We start from the raw sequence: 19,038 nt of genomic DNA on the forward strand, positions 1-19,038 counted from the left end.
TGGTCAGTCCTCGTCGATCGAGCCGTCGGAGATGCCGGCCGTCTCGCCCTCGAACGTCGGCATGAGCGGACGCTGGCGCTCGAAGAGCACGAACAGCGAGAAGCCGAGCCCGCACCCGATGAACCAGCTGAAGTCAGCCAGGTAGCTGAGGTCGAGGATGCCCGCCTCGGCGAGCGGGCGCGTCAGCACCGCGATCGCCACGGTCGGGACCCCCGCCGCCACCATGGCCCAGACCGCGTTCGGGTTGAAGCCCTTCTTGTACCAGTAGGCGCCCGTCTCGCTCATCGTGAACATCTCGTCGACCTTGATGCGCTGCCTGCCGATCACGAAGTACCCGGCGATGAGGATGCCGAAGAGCGGGCCGATGAGCGCGCCGAGCACGCCGAGCGTGTTCTGGATGGCGGCGTCGTTGTTGTACCAGTTCCAGGGGGTGAGGAGCACGGAGCCGACGGCCGCGATCATGCCGCCCATGCGCCAGCTGATCTTGTTGGGCGCCACGTTGGAGAAGTCGAAGGCGGGGGCGATGAAGTTCGCGACGATGTTGATGCCGACGGTGGCCGTCACGAACGTGAGGCCGCCGAGCAGGATCGCGAAGTGGGTGTCGATGCGCTCGACCGTGTGGATCGGGTCGGTGATGAGCTCGCCGAAGACGGGCACCGTGGCGCTCGCGGTGAGCACGGTGAGGATCGAGAAGAAGAGGAAGTTGAGGGGCAAGCCCAGGAAGTTGCCCTTCTTGACCGCCTTGTAGCTCTTCGCGTACCGCGAGAAGTCGCCGAAGTTCAGCATGGGGCCGGAGAAGTACGAGACGACGATGGCGATGGCCGTGAACATCACCGGGATGGAGGCCCAGAAGTCGAGCGGTTCGCCTGCGGAGAGGTTGAAGTCGATGTTCTCCCAGCCGGCCTGGCCGACGAGGGAGATGGCGAGCACGATCATGACGACGTAGACGGCGGGGCCCGCCCAGTCGATGAAGCGTCGGATGGACTCCATCCCGCCCCAGAACAGCGCGGCCTGCGCGAACCAGAGGATGGCGTAGGAGATCCATCCGAGCGCCGAGAGCCCGAGGAACGAGTAGTCGGTGCGCAGCACCTCGCTCGCGGGGATGAACTTGAGGAAGACGATGTTGAGCGACTCCGCGGCGAGGAACGTCTGCACGCCGTACCAGGCGATCGCGATGAGGCCGCGGATGATCGCGGGGATGTTCGCGCCCTTGACGCCGAAGATGGCACGGTTCACGACGGGGTACGGCACGCCCGTCTTCTGGCTCGACTTCGCGACGAGGTTCGTGAAGAACTGCACGATGAGGATGCCGACGATGAGCGCGATCAGCACCTGCCAGCTCGCGATGCCGAGCGCGAAGAGGCTGCCGGCGGTGACGTAGCCGCCGACGCTGTGCACGTCGGACATCCAGAAGGCGAAGATGTTGTAGGAGCCCCACCGCTGCCTGCGCAGGGGGGCGAGGTCTTCGTTGGCAAGCCGCGGGTCGTAGCTCGGCTTCATGTTGCCCTCGCCTGCGGGGTGGCCCGCGGCTCCGAGGACGTCGTTGGGCGTGCTGCCGGCGGGGGCCGCGGTGTCCGCGGCGCGCACGCTGTTCGGTGCGCCAGGCTGTGCCAGTTGATCGGTCATGCGTTGAAGTTATGACTTCACGCTCGTCGGCAGGTTTCTGCGATGTAACGCTCGTGTAAATCCGCCTGAGCGCCATGGTGTGCAGTGGCCGCTTCACACGACCTCCGGGTCGAGGCGCCGTTCAGGCCTCGGAGGATGGCGCGAGTCCGCGGATGAGCGCTGCGAGGCCGCGCTCGAATGCCTGCTCGCGCAGCTCCTGTGGTGGATGCGCGGCGACGGCCGCCGCGAGCGTCGGTGCTGCGTCCGCCTGCTCGCCCAGGTCGAAGATGTCGAGCGGGGCGTTGAGGTCGTACGCGGAGCCGTAGATGAAGGATTCGATGGCGACGATCGCCGGCATGATGCTCGCGTCGGGCCACCCCGCACGGCGGAGGCCTGCGGCGACGCTCTCGTACATCGAGAGGGTCTCGGTCGCCCCGGCGACGGGCATCTTCGCGATCGCCTCGACGAGCGAGTCGTGCTCTTTCATGACGAGTCGGTAGCTGCGCGCCCACGCTGCCAGGGCCAGATTCCATGGCTCGGTCTCGAAGGCGGAGGCGTCGACGGCGGCCATGAGGCGGTCCTCGATCCAGCGGAGGATCTGCCGCTTCGAGTGTGCGTGGTTGTAGAGCGCGGCGGGGGTCACGTCGAGTGCCTTGGCGAGCTTCGCCATGGTCAGGGCGTCGTAGCCGTCGTGGCTCGCGACCCGCATGGCGGCGTCGGTGATGCGCTTCTGCGTCAGGATGCGCGTGCGGGGTCGCCCGGCACGCCGCTGTCCGTCGGACTCCACATGTTCGCTGGTGCTCACTGGCCCTCCCGTCTCCCGACCATATCGCCTCGCAAATGCTCCTTGTCCGAGGGGGCGGTGTCGACTAACGTAAATTAATCCTGTTCATTTGGATGGCCCGGTCACGAATCCGGTCGCCATCCTGACTCACTTCGACGGCGAAGCCAGGGCGCTTGGGGCTGTCACAACGGAAAGAGCGGAAATGCAGACCATCGAACGCGACGTCGTCATCATCGGAGCGGGCCCATCCGGGCTCACAGCGGCACGCCGCCTCACCCAGGCGGGCAAGACCGTCGCCGTCCTCGAAGCGCGCGACCGCGTCGGCGGGCGCACGTGGAGCAACATCATCGACGGCCAGTTCTTCGAGATCGGCGGCCAGTGGGTCTCGCCCGACCAGACGGCGCTCCTCGCCCTCCTCGAAGAGCTCGGCAAGGACACCTTCTCGCGCTACCGCGAAGGCAAGTCCGTCTACATCAGCCCGAAGGGCGAGCGCACCGTCTACGAGGGTGACACCTTCCCCGTCAGCGAGCACACGGCCGCCGAGATGGACCGCATGATCGAGATCCTGGACGGCCTCGCCGCCGAGATCGGCCCCCACGAGCCCTGGGCGCACGCCAAGGCGCGCGAACTCGACACGATCTCCTTCCACCACTGGCTGCGTCAGCAGTCCGACGACGAGGAGGCGTGCAACAACATCGGGCTCTTCGTCGCGGGCGGCATGCTCACCAAGCCGGCCTTCGCGTTCTCGGCCCTGCAGGCCGTGCTCATGGCCGCATCCGCCGGCTCGTTCTCGAACCTCGTCGACGAGAGCTTCATCCTCGACAAGCGCGTCGTCGGCGGCATGCAGTCCGTCAGCCAGCAGATGGCGGCAGACCTCGGCGACGACGTCGTGTTCCCGGGCAACCCCGTGCGCTTCCTCCACTGGGACGACAACGGGGCAGGCAAGGCCGCTCCGGTGACCGCCATCGCCGACCACATCACCGTGAAGGCCCAGCACGCCATCATGGCCGTGCCGCCGAACCTCTACTCGCGCGTCTCGTTCGTGCCAGCGCTGCCTCGCCAGCAGATGATCGTGCACCAGCACATCTCCATGGGCCTCGTCATCAAGGTGCACGCCACCTACGCGACGCCGTTCTGGCGAGAGGACGGCCTCAGCGGCACCGCCTTCGGCGCCGGCCACCTCGTCCAGGAGGTCTACGACAACACCAACCACGAGGATGAGCGCGGCACGCTCGTCGGGTTCATCACCGACGAGGCGGCCGAAGCCATGTGGGCGCTCGGCGAAGAGGAGCGCAAGGCGGCCGTGCTCGGCGCCGTCGCCGAATTCCTCGGCCCGAAGGCCCTCGAGCCCGAGGTGTTCTACCTCTCCGACTTCGGCGCGGAAGAGTGGACGCGAGGCGCGTACGCCACCAGCTACGACCTCGGTGGGCTCGCCCGCTGGGGCGCCATCCAGCACGACCCGGTCGGCCCGATCTTCTGGTCCAGCTCCGACCTCGCGGCCGAGGGCTACCAGCACGTTGACGGCGCAGTGCGGATGGGCGAAGCTACGGCGAAGCGCATCCTCGAGTCCTGAGCGCCCACGGCACGTGAAATCGGACGACACCCGAAGAACTGGAGAGGCAGCATGACGCAGCGTTTCGTAGTGGGCTACATCGCGAGCGACCGAGGGCACGACGCCCTGGCTCTCGCCTCCTTCCTCGCCAAGGGCACGGACACGGAGCTCATCATCGCGATGATCACCCCGGAGACGTCGCCGTACAGCGGCACGCACCCGCTGCCGCTCGACGACGCCGACAGCATCATCGGCAAGCAGATCGACACGTGGATGAGCGAAGCGCTCGCGCAGGTGCCTGCGGGCATCCAGGCGCAGGGCGTCGTGCGTAGCGCCTCCGGCGAAGCGCAGGGCCTCATGGACGTCGCCGCTGAGTTCGGTGCGGTCGCGATCGTCATCGGGGCGGCCACGACGGCGCTCCTGCGTCAGTTCACGGTCGGGACCGTCGCATCCACGCTCCTGCACGCCTCCCCGCTGCCCGTGGCGCTCGCGCCGGCCGGCTTCGCGGAGGAGGGCCCCGTCACCCGCATCACGACCCTCTTCGGGACACGCTCCGGCGCGGCCGCGCTCATCGGCACCTCCGTCGAGAGCGCGCTCCAGCGCGACGTGCAGCTGCGCCTGCTCTCGCTCGTGCAGCTCGACCGCGTTCCGCCGAGCCAGGTGCAGGAGGTCGAGGAATTCGTGCGCGAGTTCGGCGGCGCCGTGCTCGCGGGCCGTGCGGAGGCGCTGCTCGAGTCCGGGAAGGCGACCGTCGAGACCGTCGAGGGCGAGAACCTCGAGGCCGCGCTGGAGAAGGCGAACTGGAGTGCGGGCGACGTGGCGTTCGTCGGCTCCAGCCGACTCGCGCAGGGAGGCCGGATCTTCCTCGGCGCCCGCGCGCAACGACTGCTGCGGGTGCTGACGGTGCCGGTCATCGTCGTGCCGCGCGCGGTGCTCCCCGCCGAGACCCCGAAGCGCGCCCGCGGTGCCGAACCCACTGAGACAGGAACAGGGCGATGACGAAGACAGTAGACAGCACGGAGCGGGGCGGGCTCAGCGCCAAGGGCCTCTCCGCCGGCAAGGTCGGCGTCATCGGCGCCACCATCATCGGCATCTCCTGCATCGCCCCCGCCTACACGCTGACCTCGGGCCTCGGCCCGACCATCGCGCAGGTGGGCGTGCAGACGCCCGCGATCCTCTTCATCGGCTTCATCCCGATGGTGCTCGTCGTGTTCGGCTACCGGGAGCTGAACTCGGCGATGCCCGACTCCGGCACGACCTTCACGTGGGCGTCGCGCGCGTTCGGGCCGTGGATCGGGTGGATGGGCGGATGGGGGCTGATCGCGGCAACCGTCCTGGTGCTCTCGAACCTCGCCGCCGTCGCGGTGGACTTCCTGTTCATCCTCCTGGCGCAGGTCTTCCAGAACCCGGAGCTCGCCGACCTCACGAGGGTGCTGTGGATCAACATCCCCGTCACGATCCTCTTCACGGCGCTTGCCGCGTGGATCTCGTACCGGGGTGTCGAGGCGACCGAGAAGATCCAGGTCGGGCTCGTCGCGTTCCAGGTCATCGCGCTGGCCTGGTTCATCATCGCCGCGTTCATGCACCTGAGCAACAACACTGCCTTCGACCCGACTCCCGTCGAGCTGTCCTGGTTCAACCCGTTCGAGCTGGGTGACATGTCGTTGGTCGCCGCCGGCGTCTCGCTGTCGATCTTCCTCTTCTGGGGCTGGGACACGGTCATCACGATGAACGAGGAGGCGAAGGACCCGAAGAAGACCCCGGGCCGCGCCGCCATGCTCACGATCATCATCATCATGGTGATCTACCTGCTCACGACCCTCGCGGTGCTCGTCTTCGCGGGCATCGGCACCGAGGGCCTCGGGGCGGGGAACCCGGACAACCAGGAGAGCATCTTCGCGGCGCTCGCCGGCCCGGTCATGGGCCCGTTCGCGCTGCTCATGTCGCTCGCCATCCTCTCCTCGTCGGCGGCATCGCTGCAGTCGACGATGGTCTCCCCGTCGCGCACGATCCTCGCGATGGGGCACTACGGGGCGCTGCCGAAGCGGTTCGCGGACGTCAGCCCTCGCTTCAAGTCGCCGTCGGTCGCGACCCTGGCCTCGGCCATCGCCGCCGTCGTCTTCTACGTCGTCATGAGGCTGCTGTCCGAGAACGCGCTGTGGGACACGATCGCGGCCCTGGGCCTCATGATCTGCTTCTACTACGGCGTGACGGGCCTCGCCTGCGTCTGGTACTTCAGGCACAGCCTCTTCGCCTCCGCACGGAGCTTCTTCTTCCGGTTCCTGTTCCCGCTGCTCGGCGGCATCGTGCTGCTCTACTTCTTCTACGAGACCGCAGTGGCGTCGCTCTCGCCGTCGTTCGGATCCGGCTCGGCGATCTTCGCGACCAGCTACGACGCCGACGGCATCGCCCAGGACGGCATCGGGCTCGTGTTCGTGCTCGGCATCGGGGTGCTCCTGCTCGGCGTCGTCATCATGGTCGTGCAGTACTTCCGCAACCCCGGCTTCTTCCGCGGCGAGACGATCCAGATCGGCAACGACCGCGACACGCAGTCGATCGAGGTGCTGAAGGACTAGCGCCCGGCGCTCCCGCCCGGCCCGCGCCGAGCCTGAGACAGAAACTGGAGGTGCGCATCCCGATCACCTGATCGGGATGCGCACCTCCAGTTTCTGCCGTCGTGCGCGGTGCTTCGTCAGCTCGCGCAGGTGGTGTCCTCCGCTGTCCGGCCGACGATGTCGTCGGACAGCGTCAGGGGCTCGCTCGGGGCATCCGCCACCCCATCGGGCTGCTGCGCGTCGTCGGGCTGGGCTTCCGGGGCCACCCCGGCGGCCGCATCCGCAGCCTCGTCGTCCTGGAACGACAACGGCAGGTCAGCTCGCAGCGTCGCGAAGATCGCGTCGGTCTCCTCGGTCAGCGGCTCGACGCGGTTCGCGTCTGCCCAGTACGGCACGACGGGCAGCTGCAGCATGACGATGCGGCCGAGGTCGACGTTCGAGAGCGTCTGCGCGAGGGCAACGAGACTGCTCGGCTGCGCGAGCGCCTCGTCGACCGTCATGGCCTTGGACGCCGAGTCGGCGAGGCCGTACAGGGCGCCCGGGTTCGTGAGGGTGCCGGCACTGGTCACCTTGCGTGCGAGGGACGCGAGGAACGCCTGCTGCGCCTGGATGCGGCCGAGGTCGCTGCCGTCTGCGAAGCCGTGGCGCGTGCGGAGGAACGCGAGGGCCGCCTCACCCTGCAGGCTGTGCGTGCCGGCGGTCATGTAGAGGCCGGAGTAGTCGTCGGCGATGTCGTTCTCGACGCACACGTCGACCCCGCCGATCGCCTCCGTGATGCCGATGACGCCGTCGAAGCCGACGACGATGAAATGGTCGATGGGGAGCCCCGTGAAGGCGCGGATCGTGTCGAGCGAGCAGAACGGCCCGTTCTCGAGGGCGGCGTTGATCTGCGCGGCCTCCTGCGCTGGCACGATGTCGCCCGCCGGGGTCGTGCATTCCGGGGTCGGCAGCATCGTGTCGCGGGGGATGCTGATGAGCGTCGCGTCCTCGCGGTCTGCCGACACATGCAGGAGCATCATGACGTCGGATCTGTCCCCTCCCGCCTCCCCATAGTCGGCGCTCGTCTGCCCGTCCCGGGAGTCGGAGCCCATGATGAGCATGTTAACGGCGCCGTCCCATCCGGATATCTCGGTGCCCGTTCCGTCGGCGCGGCCGACCGCGTTGTCGGCGAGGTTGCCGACGACCTGGAAGTACGTGGCCGACACGAAGCTGATGCCGGCGACCATCGTCACGCAGACCGCCGCCGCCGCGGCGACCATGATGCGGCGTCTGACGAACTTCGAGCTCGTCCGCCTGCGCCTGGACACGTGGCGGCCCTCGCCAGTCCTGGGGCGGCGGGCGGAGGGTGCGGATGCGCGCCTCGGCGACCGCGGGCTGGGACGGGCTGCGTCGTCGTCGGCACCGTCCAGCAGGGTCTCGATGACGGGATGCGGGTCTGTCGGCCTCTTCATGGTGCCTCTCGGTCGAGGGTGCTGCCCACCAACTCTCGAGGGGGAGGACACGCGCGAGCAGGTGCCAATGTCTCGCGGGCCCGGCCGGATTGCAAACCGACGGCCCCGGAACGTCCGCTGGCCGTTCTGTCGATTCGCGTTTATTTCCGGGCCGTTTCGGCCCATTGACGGGTCCCCGGTCATGGGTCATCATCACCAAATGACAACATCGGAAACCTCAGCCGCCACGAAGCTCAACGAGGAGCTCCACGGTGGGGGACTGAGCGCGAAGGGCCTCTCCGCCGGCAAGGTCGGCGTGCTCGGAGCCGCGGTCATCGGCGTCTCCTGCATCGCCCCCGCCTACGCGGTCACCTCCGGTCTCGGCCCCACCATCGCGGAGGTCGGCGTGTACACGCCGGCGATCATGCTGGTCGGCTTCATCCCGATGCTGCTCGTCGTCTTCGGCTACCGGGAGCTCAACACGGCGATGCCCGACTCCGGCACCTCGTTCACGTGGGCGACCCGCGCGTTCGGCCCGTGGATCGGGTGGATGGGCGGATGGGGGCTCATCGCCGCCACCGTGCTGGTGCTCTCCAACCTGGCGGCGGTCGCCGTCGACTTCTTCTTCATCATGCTGGCGCAGATCCTCCAGAACCCGGAGCTCGCCGACCTCACCCGCGTGCTGTGGATCAACATCCCGATGACCGTGATCTTCACGGCGCTCGCGGCATGGATCTCGTATCGGGGCGTCGAGTCGACGAAGAAGGTGCAGTACGTGCTCGTCGTGGTGCAGCTCATCGCGATCGTCTGGTTCATCATCGCGGCGTTCGTGCACGTCGGGAACGGCACTGCGTTCGACGCGACGCCCATCGAGCTGTCCTGGTTCAACCCGTTCGAGGTGGGCTCCCTCGCCGCGATCTCCGCGGGAGTCTCGCTGTCGATCTTCCTCTTCTGGGGGTGGGACACGGTCATCACGATGAACGAGGAGGCGAAGGACCCGGAGAAGACCCCGGGACGCGCATCCATGCTCACCATCTTCGTCATGGTCGCCATCTACGTGCTCATGACGCTGGCCGTGCTCGCCTACGCGGGGATCGGCGAGGAGGGGCTCGGCGCAGGCAACCCTGACAACCAGGAGAGCATCCTCGCCTCCCTCGCGGAGCCGATCATGGGCCCGTTCGCGCTGCTCATGACCGTCGCCGTCATGTTCAGCTCGGCCGCCTCGCTGCAGTCGACCATGGTGTCTCCGTCGCGCACGCTGCTCGCCATGGGCCACTACGGGGCGCTACCCAAGGCGTACGCGAGCGTCAGCCCGCGCTTCAAGTCGCCGTCGGTCGCGACGATCGCCTCGGCCGTTGCCGCCATCGCCTTCTACATCGTGCTGCGCCTCCTCTCCGAGAACGCGCTGTGGGACACGATCGCGGCCCTCGGCCTCATGGTCTGCTTCTACTACGGCGTCACCGGGCTCGCCTGCGTCTGGTACTTCCGTCGCTCCCTGTTCGCATCCACGCGCAACGTGTTCTTCCGGTTCCTGTTCCCGCTGCTCGGCGGCCTCGCGCTGCTCTACTTCTTCTTCGAGACCGCGAGGGCGTCGCTCTCGCCGTCGTTCGGATCCGGCTCGGCGATCTTCGCGACCAGCTACGACGCGGACGGCATCGCCCAGGACGGCATCGGCCTCGTGTTCGTGCTCGGCGTCGGGGTGCTCCTGCTGGGGGTCGTGCTCATGGTCGTGCAGTACTTCCGCAGCCCCGGCTTCTTCCGCGGCGAGACCATCAAGACGGGCGCCGACGGCGACGCGGAGCCGGCCCCGGCCCTGCAGTAGCTCGCGACGCGACCTGGCGCGACGCGGCTGGGCGTCGCCCGACCGCGGGCGGCCGGGGCCGCTGTAGGCTGGCCCGGTGAAGATCGCGCGCTTCGAATACCAGGGTCAGCTCACCTTCGGCATCCTCGACGAGGAGGAGAAGGTCTACGTCAAGCTGGCGGGTGACCCCCTCTACCTCGGCTACGAGACGCTCGACGAACGCATCCCGATCGACCAGGTGCAGCTGCAGTCGCCCGTACTGCCCCGCTCGAAGGTCATCGGCTTCGGCCGCAACTACGCGGAGCACGCCAACGAGCTCGGCAACGAGGCCGCCGAGGTCCCGATGATGTTCCTCAAGCCGAACACCTCGGTCATCGGCCCACGCCACCCCATCGTGCTGCCCCCGCAGTCCGAGCGCGTCGACCACGAGGCTGAGCTCGCCGTCGTCATCGGCCAGGTCGCCCGCAACGTGCCGGCTGCCGATGCAGGCCAGGTCATCTTCGGCTACACGATCGCGAACGACGTGACGGCCCGTGACCTGCAGAAGAGCGACGGCCAGTGGGCCCGCGCGAAGGGCTTCGACTCGTTCTGCCCGCTCGGCCCGATCATCGAGACCGACTTCGACCCGTCGAAGGGCCGCATCACGGCCGAGGTCAACGGGGAGCTGCGCCAGGAAGGCGACCTCTCGCAGATGATCACCTCGGTGGCGAAGCTCGTCGAGTACGCGTCGAGCGTGTTCACGCTGCTGCCCGGCGACATCATCCTCACCGGAACTCCCGCGGGCGTCGGTCCCCTCGCGAAGGGCGACACCGTCACCTGCACGATCGAGGGCATCGGCTCGCTCTCGAACCCCGTCACCGCCCGCTAGGGCCGCGCTCTCCGCAGAGTTCGCCGCGCTGAGCCGCGCTCGCCGCCCGTAGCTGGAGCCCCGCCGACCTTGCGTTGGCCCATCGCCGCCAGTCAATGTGCCCGTCTGGGCGCCCCGAAAGGGCACATTGACTGGCGGCGATCCTCGTTGTGCGTTGTGCGTTGTGCGTCGTGCGTCGTGCGTTGTGCGGCGTGCGCACGGGATGCGGGGCTCGGCCGCGCCGCTCGGAGCGACAGCGAGATTGCCGGGCGGGGCTTGCGCGTGAATCCACTGTTTCATACGATGTGTGCAGTAAGTGCAACCGCGTTGCAACATGTGCAACACATTCCCGATGAAGTGGATGGAACCCCGATGAAGCGACGTCCTTCGAAACTGGCGCCCCTCGCGCTGCTCGCCGCCGCGGCGACAGTGCTCTCCCTCTCCGGCTGCGCGAACCGTGCGGGCGGCACGGCCGGCGGCGAGGACTTCCCCGCGCAGTCGATCACCTTCTACACGCCCACCCAGGCGGGCGGCGCGACCGACCTCACGGCGCGAACGCTCGCGAGTCAGCTCGAGGCGGAGCTCGGCCAGTCGATCGTCGTCGACAACCGCCCGGGCGGGGCCGGCTCTGTCGGCATGACGCACGTCGCCAGCCTGGCCGCCGACGGGTACTCGATCATGGTCTTCCCCGTCGAGGTGAGCATGCTCGGCCACCAGGGCTACGACATCGACCCTGCCAACTACGACTTCCTGGGCATCGTCAACGAGCAGCCAGGCACGATCGCGGTTCCCGCGGACAGCCCGTACGAGACCCTCGAAGACCTCGTCGCGGCGGCCAAGGCCAACCCGGGCAGCGTCACGATCTCGAACGCCGGCCCCGGCTCGATCTGGGAGGCTGGTGCGACCGAGCTCGGCAACGTCGCGGGCGTCGAGTTCCAAGGCGTGCCCTTCGACGGCGGCGCCCCCGCGGTCACGGCCGCGGTCGGCGGACAGGTGGACGCGGTCGTCGCCGGTATCGGCGAGACTGCGCCTGCCAACGAGGACGGCCGCCTCCGCGTGCTCGCAGTCTTCACCGAGGAGCGCGCCCCCGCACTGCCAGACGTCCCCACGGCCGGAGAAGCGGGCTACGACGTCGTCATCGGCAGCTGGGCGGCCATCGGAGCCCCGGCAGGACTGGACCCCGCCGTCAAGGAGTCGCTCCAGGCGGCGATCGAGACTGCCGCGGGCAGCTCCGAGTACATCGAGCTCATCGAGTCCGGCGGCAACATCCCCGTGTTCATCCCCGGCGACGAGGCGACCGACTTCGTGACGGCGGAGCACGAGCGCTTCGCCGAGCTGTTCGGCGAGTAGAGACGTGACCGTCATGGACAGATCAGTCGAGGCGAACCCTCTCGACGTGGCCCTCGGGATCAACGAGGAGTCCACCGACTCGCGGCCGGTCAGCCGGCGCAGGGAGCTGCTCATCGCGGCGGGCGTGATCGCCGTCGGCGGTGCATCCATCGCCGTGGCCTTCGCGGTCGTGCCTGCAACGGGCGGCGACCCATTCGGCCCACGCTGGTGGCCGACCCTGCTCGGCGTGGGGATCGTGGTCCTCGGCGCGCTGCTCGTCGGGGTCGCCATCCGCAGACCGGACGCGGCGAGTGAGGATGCCCCTACGAGGCGCGGCCTCGTCCGGATGCTCCTCATGCTGGCCGCCATCGCGGCCTACGGCGTCGCCTGGTACTTCCTGCACTTCGTGATCGTCACGCTGCTCCTCGCCGCCGGCCTCACGTTCGTGCTCGGGGGTCGCGGCTGGCGCGACCTCGCGCTGTTCCCCGTCATCGTCACGGTTGTGCTCTACGGCGTCTTCGGAGTCCTCCTGGGGGTGCCGCTGTGAACGGCATCACCGAGGGCCTCGGCGCCCTCATGGACCCCACCATCGCGCTGTGCCTCGTCATCGGCGTGCTCCTCGGGACGCTCGTGGGCGCGATCCCCGGGGTCACAGCGACGATGGCCGTCGCCCTCGCGGCGGGCTTCACGCTCACGCTGGAGCCGCTGCAGGGTCTCGCCGTGCTGCTCTCGATCTACATCGCGGCGCAGTTCGGGGACCGTGTGCCGTCCATCCTCATCAACACGCCCGGCACGCCCGCGTCCATCGCGACGACCTTCGACGGATACCCGCTGGCGAAGCAGGGCAAGGCGGGCATCGCGCTGACGAGCTCGGCGCTCGTCTCAGCTGTCGGCTCGTTCGCGGGCATCCTCATCCTGGTGTTCCTCGCCCAACCCATCTCGGGCTTCGCGCTGAGCTTCGGCCCGATCGAGATGTTCGCGCTCGTCGTCTTCGGGCTCACCATGATGATCGGCGTCTCAGGCGACCGCGTCATGAAGGGGCTCGCCGCCGGAGCCTTCGGCCTGTGGCTCGGCACGATCGGCAACGACCCGATCTCGGGCGACCAGCGCTTCACCTTCGGCATCCCGGAGCTGTCGAGCGGCGTGCCGTTCATCGCGGCCATCATCGGACTCTTCGGCATCGCCGAGGTGTTCAACCAGGTCATCTCCGCCAAGCAGGGGCCAGAACCGCAGCCCATCACCCAGCTCGGCAAGTGGTGGCCGAGCAAGTCGGAACGGAAGCTGCTGCGCAAGCCCACGGCCATCGGGACCGGCATCGGCGCCGTCGTCGGGGTCATCCCGGCCGCCGGCGGGGACATCGCAGGCGTCATCGCCTGGGACCAGGCCCGCCGCGCGTCGAAGACGCCGGAGAAGTTCGGCAAGGGGGCGCTCGAAGGAGTCGCCGCGGCCGACAGCTCGAGCACCGCGACCATGGGCGGCTCGGTCACGACGACCCTGTCGCTCGGCGTGCCCGGCGACTCGGTCATGGCCGTCATGCTCGGCTCCATGATCGTCTGGGGCCTCCAGCCAGGACCGAGCCTCTTCGCGAACCGGCCTGACCTCGTGTTCAGCCTCTCCGCGATCATGCTGGTCGCGACCGTGCTGGCGCTCGCCCTTGCCCTCGTGCGGATGCGCGGGGTCGTGAAGCTGCTCGCCATGCCGAAGCGCTACCTCTCGGTGGTCATCGTCACGTTCTGCATGGTCGGCACGTTCGCCGTCTCCAACTCCGTCTTCGATGTCGTGCTGATGTTCGCCTTCGGGATCCTCGGCCTCGCGATGCGGCGCTTCGGCTTCCCGCCTGGCCCGCTGGTGCTCGGACTGATCCTCGGGCCGCTCGCGGAGGGCAACCTCCGACGCGCGCTGCTCATCGACGGCTACGGCGCGGTCTTCACGAGCCCCATCGCGCTGACCCTCATCATCCTGAGCATCATCGCCGTCCTCGCCCCGCGCATCCGCGCCCTGCTGAAAGGACGGTCGTCGCGTGAGCGCACCGAAGAGCCCATTCTCAAGTAGCCCGTCCGCACCTGGGCCGGACGCTGGCCGGGTGCTGTGCCTCGGCGAGACGATGGCCATGGTCACCCCGACGCACGTGGCGCCCCTGCGCGAGGCCGTGAGCTTCGCCGTCAAGGCGGGCGGCGCCGAATCCACCGTCGCCATGTACCTCGCCGACTCGGGCGTGCCGGCGAGCTGGGTCAGCTGGCTCGGCGACGACCCGCTCGGGTGGCGCCTCCTCGACGAGGTCCGCGCGAGCGGCGTCGACGTGGCCGGGGTGCAGCTCATCGCGGGAGCACCGACCGGGGTGTACTTCAAGGACCCAGGCGAGGGAGAGACGACCGTCTACTACTACCGGGCGGGCTCGGCCGCGTCCCGCATGGACTCGACGGTGCTCGAACAGCTCGACTGGCGGGGCGTCGCGGCCCTGCACGTGACAGGCATCACCGCGGGGCTCTCCGCGGGCTGCGCCGGGATGCTCGAGGCCGTCATGCTCGAGGCGAGGCGTCGCGAAATCGTCGTGTCCTTCGACGTCAACTACCGGCCGGGGCTCTGGAGCGTGGAAGCCGCCGCCCCGCGGCTCGCCGAGCTCGCGACCCTCGCCGACCTCGTCTTCGTCGGCCGCGACGAAGCCGAGACCCTCTGGGGTGAGGGGCATCCCGAGACGCTGCACGCCTCGCTCGGCCTGCGCGGCAGGCTCGTCGTGAAGGACGGCAGCGTGGGGGCCACAGAGGTCGCGGCCGCGGACAGCGGGACCACGGTCGAGTTCGTTCCCGCGCATCCGGTCGACGTCGTGGAAGCGGTCGGGGCAGGCGACGCCTTCACCGCCGGCTACCTCGGTGCCATGCTTGGCGGCGAACCCGTCGACGTGTGCTTGAACCGGGGGCACGGGCTCGCAGCCCGCACCCTCGGGAGCACGCACGACTTCGTCCCGGCCTGATCGGAGCACCACCATGTCCCAGAGCATCCACCGCGCTGCAGAGATCCTCGAGTACGTGAGCCTCGCGCCGCGCACCCAGTCGGAGATCGCGGCCAAGCTCGGCGTGCACCGGTCGACGGCGCTGCGGATGCTGCAGACGCTGACGGAGACCGGCCTCACCCGCCGGCACGCCGACAGCAGGTACGGAGTCGGCTACCGACTGAGCGGCCTCGCGCGGGCGGCGAGCGACCAGTTCGACCTCCGCAACATCGCCCGCCCAGTGCTGCAAGAACTCGGCAGGGACTGCACGCACACCGTGCACCTCGCCGTCCTCGAGGGAGACCGTATCGTCTACGCGGACAAGATCGAGCAGCCTGGCATGGTCCGCCTGTACTCGCAGATCGGGCAGCCAGTGCTCCTCCATACGGCGGGTGTGAGCAAGGCGGTGCTCGCCAACCAGGATGCGGCCAAGACCGACCGGATGCTCGAGGGCTACGAGTACACGCCGTACACGGAGAACACGCTCGTGTCCCGGGCCGCCCTCGACGCCGACCTCGAGCGCACCCGCGAGCGGGGCTGGGCGGTCGACGACGCGGAGTACGAGAACTTCATCAACTGCATCGCGATGCCAATCCGCGATGCGAGCGACACGGTCGTCGCGGCCGTGTCCATCACAGCACTGAAGGCGAGCGCCGACCTCGAGGCGCTCGCGGAATGGCAGGAGCGACTGAACGACGTCGTCCTCGCCATCTCCCACGACATCGGCTGGAGGCCACATGACTGACACCTTCGACACCATGTTCGCCACGTCGCCCGTCATGGCGATCCTGCGCGGATACACCCCAGAGCGCAGCGTCGAGCTCGCGAGGCTCGCCTGGTCGCTTGGCATCTCGAGCGTCGAGGTGCCCATCCAGAACGAGCGGGCGCTCGAGGCGCTGCGCGAGGTGGTCCGCGCCGCCGAGCCTGGCGGTCACGCGGTCGGCGCCGGCACCGTCATCTCGCTGGCCCACGTGCGCGACGCCAAGCAGGCGGGCGCATCCTTCACCGTCGCACCAGGCCTCGACCCCGCCGTCATCGAGGCCGCGCTCGAGGCCGGTCTGGCGCCGCTGCCTGGCGTGGCGAGCGGCACCGACATCCAGCTCGCCAAGAGTCTCGGCCTCACCTGGGTCAAGGCGTTCCCCGCCAGCGTCCTCGGCGTCGACTGGTTCTCGGCGATGCGCGGCCCGTTCCCAGAGGTGCGCATCGTCGCGACCGGAGGCATCAGCGCCGCCAACGCCGCCGAATACCTCGGCGCAGGCGCCGACGTGGTGGCCGTCGGGAGCGCCCTCGAGGACGAAGCGCAGCTGCCCCTCCTCTCCGCGCTCGGCGCATCCGCCGCCACCCGCTGAACCCGCCCGCCGCACTCGACTGGAAGAGAACCCATGACTGCCCAACTCACCCCCCGCTACAGCCCCGCAGACGACCGCTACGAGCGCATGCAGTACCGCCGCGTCGGCCGGAGCGGCCTGAAGCTGCCCGCAATCTCGTTCGGCACCTGGCACGGCTTCGGCGACGACACCCCGATCGCGAAGCAGCGGGAGCTGCTGCGCCACGCCTTCGACCTCGGCATCATGCACTTCGACATCGCGAATGGCTACGGCCCGCCCTTCGGTTCGACCGAGGCCAACGTCGGCCGCATCCTGCGCGAGGACTTCGCGGGGCTCCGCGACGAGCTCGTGCTCTCGACGAAGGCCGGCTACCCCGTCTACCCGGGGCCGAACGGCTCTGGCGGCGGTCGCAAGCACCTCATCGGCAGCCTCGAGAACAGCCTGCGCCTGCTCGGCACCGACTACATCGACATCTTCTACAGCCACCGGTTCGATCCAGAGACACCCCTCGAAGAGACGGCGTCGGCGCTCGATGCGATCGTGCGCAGCGGGAAGGCTCGGTACGTCGGCATCTCCTCGTACTCCGCGGAGCGCACCGCCGAGATCGCTGGGCTGCTGCGTGAGCTCGGCACGCCCCTGCTCATCTCGCAGCCGTCGTACTCGCTGCTCAACCGTTGGATCGAGGACGGCGAGCCGTCCGTGCTCGAGGCCAACGCGGCGGCCGGCGCCGGCATCATCGCGTTCTCCGGGCTCGCGCAGGGGCTGCTCACGAACAAGTACCTCGGCGGAGTTCCCGAGGGCTCGCGGGCGACGCAGGGCAAGACGCTGCGCGACGGCATGCTCAGCGAGGAGAACCTCCAGCGGGTGCGAGCGCTCAATGCGATCGCCGAGCGCCGCGGGCAGACGCTGGCCCAGCTCGCGATCGCGTGGGTGCTGCGGGATGAGCGGGTCACCTCGGCCCTCATCGGCGCGTCCCGCACCTCGCAGCTCGACGACCTCGTGCAGTGCCTCGACGCCGCGCCGTTCACCGAGGCTGAGCTGGCCGAGATCGACACGCACGCCGTCGACGGCGGCATCAACATCTGGACGGCGTCGTCGGATGCCTGACGCGCACGCGCGGGTCCAGCCCGAGGCGCGGGCGCCGGAGCAGCTGCAGGAGAGCGGGGCCCAAGCCAGCGCGCGGGCCGACCTCACGCGCATCCGCGCCGAGGAGGCCGAGCTGATCTTCGCCCGGTTCTCGCGTGATGACGCGTGGCGGCTCGGCTCCCGGATGCGCGAGGCGGCGGCAGCTCGTTCGCTGCCGGTGGTCATCGGCATCGTCGTCGGCCAGCAGCGAGTCTTCCACGCTGCGCTCGATGGGGCTGTGCCGGACAACGACGCGTGGCTCGAGCGCAAGACGCGGGCGGTTCTGCACTTCGAGCAGTCATCGCTTGGCGTCGGCGCGCTGTTCCGCTCCCTCGGCCGGGTGTACGAGCAGGAGGCGCGGCTCGACCCCAACGAGGTCGCCGCGAACGGTGGGGTGTTTCCGGTGCGCATCGAGGGGGTCGGTGTCGTCGGCGCGGTCGGCGTCTCTGGCCTGCCGCAGGTCGAGGACCACGCGTTCGTCGTCGAGCAGCTGCGGGAGTTCCTCGCCGAGGCGTAGCGGCTCGCGCAGAATCGGGCTCGGACAGCACGATCGCTGCCAGCCGATTCGCCCTTCCGGGGTGCCCCGAAGGGCGAATCGACTGGCAGCGATCTTCGCTGCGCGCGCGTGAGCGCCGCGGCTAGCTGTTCGCGACCTCCGTGGCGGTGGCGAGCTGCTCGACCAGCGTCGGGAGGAAGAAGGGGATCGAGAGCGCGGTCGGCGAGATGGCCGCGCCGTTCTCCTCGCCGACGAGTGCCGCGACGGCGCCCTTCGAGACGGCCGGGATGAGCTTCGTGCGGTCCGAGGTCAGGAACGTCTGCAGCTGCTCCTCGGTCTCGGTCTGCGTGAAGACGACGTCCGCGTCGATCCGGTCGAGGTTCTCGCTGGAGACCGTGGTGGAGAAGGTCGATTCTCCGGTGGCGAGCTCCGCGACGGACGGCGCGCTCGTGAACCCGAGGTCGGTGAGCAGCTCGACGCGCGGGTCGTTCTCGAGCAGCAGGTAGAAGGTGTCGACGTCCTCTGAGGCGTAGGCGATGGTGGTGCCCTCGAACTCGGGGTGCTCGGCGGCCTGGTCGGCGACCTGCTGGTCGAGGTCGGCGAGGACCGCGGTGGCGTCCGACTCGAGGCCGAGTGCCTTCCCGGTGTCGGTGATGACGTCGCGCCACGGCGTCGACCAGATGGCCTCTTCCGGCGCGACGACCGGCACGCCGGCTGCCGTGACGGCGTCGTACTCCTCCTGCGTGAGCCCCGAGTACGACGCGATGAACACGTCGGGGTCGGTGGCGAGGAGCGCTTCGACGGAGAGCTCGTAGGTGGCGTTGTCGAGGATGACGGGGGTCTCGCCGCCGAGCTCCTCGATCTTGTCGGACACCCACGGCGCGATGCGGTCCTCGCCTCCGCCGTAGTCCATCGAGGCCATGGCGACGGGGACGATGCCGAGGGCGAGCACCGCGTCGGTGACGCCCCAGCCCCACGTCGCGACGCGGGTCGGTGCTTCTTCGATCGTGGTGCTGCCGTACATGTGCTCGAAGGTGACGGGGAAGCTGGATGCGTCGCCGGGGGCGGCGGCCGCCGCCCCCGCGTCGGTGGCGGTGGCGGCGGGGGCGCAGGCGCTGAGCGCGAGCGCCGCGACTGCGACCGCTGCTGCGGCGATCGGTCGGAGGATTCGGTGCATGGGTGGTTCCTTTCGAGCGG

17 protein-coding genes are annotated in these 19,038 nt (G+C 69.1%); 13 read left to right on the forward strand and 4 right to left on the reverse strand.

Features of this window, described 5'->3' with window-relative positions:
- Nucleotides 1-3: 3 nt before the first annotated feature.
- Together C5C17_RS05425 and C5C17_RS05430 are read right to left on the reverse strand one after the other, a co-directional pair.
- A complete protein-coding gene (locus tag C5C17_RS05425) occupies nt 4-1,626 on the reverse strand; it encodes an NCS1 family nucleobase:cation symporter-1 (RefSeq protein WP_104252373.1) in 1,623 nt (540 codons plus the stop codon).
- Nucleotides 1,627-1,747: 121 nt separating this feature from the next.
- Nucleotides 1,748-2,410, reverse strand: coding sequence for a TetR/AcrR family transcriptional regulator (locus C5C17_RS05430; RefSeq protein ID WP_258065973.1), 663 nt, complete (start codon nt 2,408-2,410; stop codon nt 1,748-1,750).
- 181 nt (nt 2,411-2,591) lie between these two features.
- On the opposite strand from C5C17_RS05430, the gene C5C17_RS05435 reads away from it, so the two are divergent.
- Genes C5C17_RS05435 through C5C17_RS05445 form a run of 3 tightly spaced genes read left to right on the forward strand, consistent with a single transcriptional unit; the run spans nt 2,592 to nt 6,517 of the window.
- Nucleotides 2,592-3,962 (forward strand): NAD(P)/FAD-dependent oxidoreductase, encoded by a 1,371-nt coding sequence (locus C5C17_RS05435; protein ID WP_104252374.1) that lies wholly within the window; start codon nt 2,592-2,594, stop codon nt 3,960-3,962.
- Between the two features lie 51 nt (nt 3,963-4,013).
- Nucleotides 4,014-4,940 (forward strand): universal stress protein, encoded by a 927-nt coding sequence (locus tag C5C17_RS05440; protein ID WP_104252375.1) that lies wholly within the window; start codon nt 4,014-4,016, stop codon nt 4,938-4,940.
- Nucleotides 4,937-6,517 (forward strand): APC family permease, encoded by a 1,581-nt coding sequence (locus C5C17_RS05445; protein WP_104252376.1) that lies wholly within the window; start codon nt 4,937-4,939, stop codon nt 6,515-6,517. Before C5C17_RS05440 ends, C5C17_RS05445 begins: the two co-directional genes overlap by 4 nt.
- Nucleotides 6,518-6,633: 116 nt before the next feature.
- Here C5C17_RS05445 and C5C17_RS05450 read toward each other — a convergent pair whose 3' ends face one another.
- A complete protein-coding gene (locus C5C17_RS05450; protein ID WP_181028497.1) occupies nt 6,634-7,947 on the reverse strand; it encodes an LCP family protein in 1,314 nt (437 codons plus the stop codon).
- 199 nt (nt 7,948-8,146) lie between these two features.
- Here C5C17_RS05450 and C5C17_RS05455 point away from each other — a divergent pair, with 199 nt between their 5' ends.
- From C5C17_RS05455 to C5C17_RS05500, 10 genes are all read left to right on the forward strand, one after another.
- Nucleotides 8,147-9,748, forward strand: coding sequence for an APC family permease (locus tag C5C17_RS05455; protein WP_104252378.1), 1,602 nt, complete (start codon nt 8,147-8,149; stop codon nt 9,746-9,748).
- Between the two features lie 76 nt (nt 9,749-9,824).
- Nucleotides 9,825-10,595: a fumarylacetoacetate hydrolase family protein gene (locus C5C17_RS05460; RefSeq protein ID WP_104252379.1), complete on the forward strand. Its 771-nt coding sequence runs from the start codon at nt 9,825-9,827 to the stop codon at nt 10,593-10,595.
- Between the two features lie 351 nt (nt 10,596-10,946).
- Nucleotides 10,947-11,924 (forward strand): tripartite tricarboxylate transporter substrate binding protein, encoded by a 978-nt coding sequence (locus C5C17_RS05465; protein ID WP_104252380.1) that lies wholly within the window; start codon nt 10,947-10,949, stop codon nt 11,922-11,924.
- Between the two features lie 13 nt (nt 11,925-11,937).
- Nucleotides 11,938-12,450, forward strand: a complete 513-nt coding sequence (locus tag C5C17_RS05470) for a tripartite tricarboxylate transporter TctB family protein (protein ID WP_146079086.1) — start codon at nt 11,938-11,940, stop codon at nt 12,448-12,450.
- A complete protein-coding gene (locus tag C5C17_RS05475; protein ID WP_104252382.1) occupies nt 12,447-13,955 on the forward strand; it encodes a tripartite tricarboxylate transporter permease in 1,509 nt (502 codons plus the stop codon). Before C5C17_RS05470 ends, C5C17_RS05475 begins: the two co-directional genes overlap by 4 nt.
- On the forward strand, nt 13,924-14,874 hold the full coding sequence (locus tag C5C17_RS05480; protein WP_258065977.1) for a sugar kinase: 951 nt from the start codon (nt 13,924-13,926) through the stop codon (nt 14,872-14,874). Before C5C17_RS05475 ends, C5C17_RS05480 begins: the two co-directional genes overlap by 32 nt.
- Before the next feature lie 13 nt (nt 14,875-14,887).
- Nucleotides 14,888-15,637 (forward strand): IclR family transcriptional regulator, encoded by a 750-nt coding sequence (locus C5C17_RS05485; RefSeq protein WP_104252383.1) that lies wholly within the window; start codon nt 14,888-14,890, stop codon nt 15,635-15,637.
- Nucleotides 15,630-16,241: a bifunctional 4-hydroxy-2-oxoglutarate aldolase/2-dehydro-3-deoxy-phosphogluconate aldolase gene (locus C5C17_RS05490; RefSeq protein ID WP_104252384.1), complete on the forward strand. Its 612-nt coding sequence runs from the start codon at nt 15,630-15,632 to the stop codon at nt 16,239-16,241. The genes C5C17_RS05485 and C5C17_RS05490 overlap by 8 nt, the downstream gene beginning before the upstream one ends.
- A 33-nt stretch (nt 16,242-16,274) precedes the next feature.
- Nucleotides 16,275-17,327 carry an L-glyceraldehyde 3-phosphate reductase gene (mgrA, locus tag C5C17_RS05495; protein ID WP_104252385.1) on the forward strand — a complete coding sequence of 351 codons (1,053 nt, stop codon included), beginning with the start codon at nt 16,275-16,277 and terminating at the stop codon, nt 17,325-17,327.
- On the forward strand, nt 17,320-17,862 hold the full coding sequence (locus C5C17_RS05500) for a heme-degrading domain-containing protein (RefSeq protein WP_104252386.1): 543 nt from the start codon (nt 17,320-17,322) through the stop codon (nt 17,860-17,862). Before mgrA ends, C5C17_RS05500 begins: the two co-directional genes overlap by 8 nt.
- Nucleotides 17,863-17,983: 121 nt before the next feature.
- Here the strand turns inward: C5C17_RS05500 and C5C17_RS05505 are convergent, their stop codons facing one another.
- Nucleotides 17,984-19,018 carry an ABC transporter substrate-binding protein gene (locus tag C5C17_RS05505; RefSeq protein WP_104252387.1) on the reverse strand — a complete coding sequence of 345 codons (1,035 nt, stop codon included), beginning with the start codon at nt 19,016-19,018 and terminating at the stop codon, nt 17,984-17,986.
- Nucleotides 19,019-19,038 lie beyond the last annotated feature (20 nt).

The sequence above is a fragment of the Pseudoclavibacter sp. RFBA6 genome (assembly GCF_002931575.1).
Taxonomy (GTDB): domain Bacteria; phylum Actinomycetota; class Actinomycetes; order Actinomycetales; family Microbacteriaceae; genus Pseudoclavibacter; species Pseudoclavibacter terrae.

Coding starts and splice junctions, on each gene's coding strand:
- C5C17_RS05445 (WP_104252376.1), top strand. CDS start 4,937: ATGACGAAGACAGTAGACAGCACGGAGCGGGGCGGGCTCAGCGCCAAG.
- C5C17_RS05455 (WP_104252378.1), top strand. CDS start 8,147: ATGACAACATCGGAAACCTCAGCCGCCACGAAGCTCAACGAGGAGCTC.
- C5C17_RS05425 (WP_104252373.1), bottom strand. CDS start 1,626: ATGACCGATCAACTGGCACAGCCTGGCGCACCGAACAGCGTGCGCGCC.
- C5C17_RS05470 (WP_146079086.1), top strand. CDS start 11,938: ATGGACAGATCAGTCGAGGCGAACCCTCTCGACGTGGCCCTCGGGATC.
- C5C17_RS05505 (WP_104252387.1), bottom strand. CDS start 19,018: ATGCACCGAATCCTCCGACCGATCGCCGCAGCAGCGGTCGCAGTCGCG.
- C5C17_RS05440 (WP_104252375.1), top strand. CDS start 4,014: ATGACGCAGCGTTTCGTAGTGGGCTACATCGCGAGCGACCGAGGGCAC.
- C5C17_RS05435 (WP_104252374.1), top strand. CDS start 2,592: ATGCAGACCATCGAACGCGACGTCGTCATCATCGGAGCGGGCCCATCC.
- C5C17_RS05490 (WP_104252384.1), top strand. CDS start 15,630: ATGACTGACACCTTCGACACCATGTTCGCCACGTCGCCCGTCATGGCG.
- C5C17_RS05485 (WP_104252383.1), top strand. CDS start 14,888: ATGTCCCAGAGCATCCACCGCGCTGCAGAGATCCTCGAGTACGTGAGC.
- C5C17_RS05450 (WP_181028497.1), bottom strand. CDS start 7,947: ATGAAGAGGCCGACAGACCCGCATCCCGTCATCGAGACCCTGCTGGAC.
- C5C17_RS05500 (WP_104252386.1), top strand. CDS start 17,320: ATGCCTGACGCGCACGCGCGGGTCCAGCCCGAGGCGCGGGCGCCGGAG.
- C5C17_RS05465 (WP_104252380.1), top strand. CDS start 10,947: ATGAAGCGACGTCCTTCGAAACTGGCGCCCCTCGCGCTGCTCGCCGCC.
- mgrA (WP_104252385.1), top strand. CDS start 16,275: ATGACTGCCCAACTCACCCCCCGCTACAGCCCCGCAGACGACCGCTAC.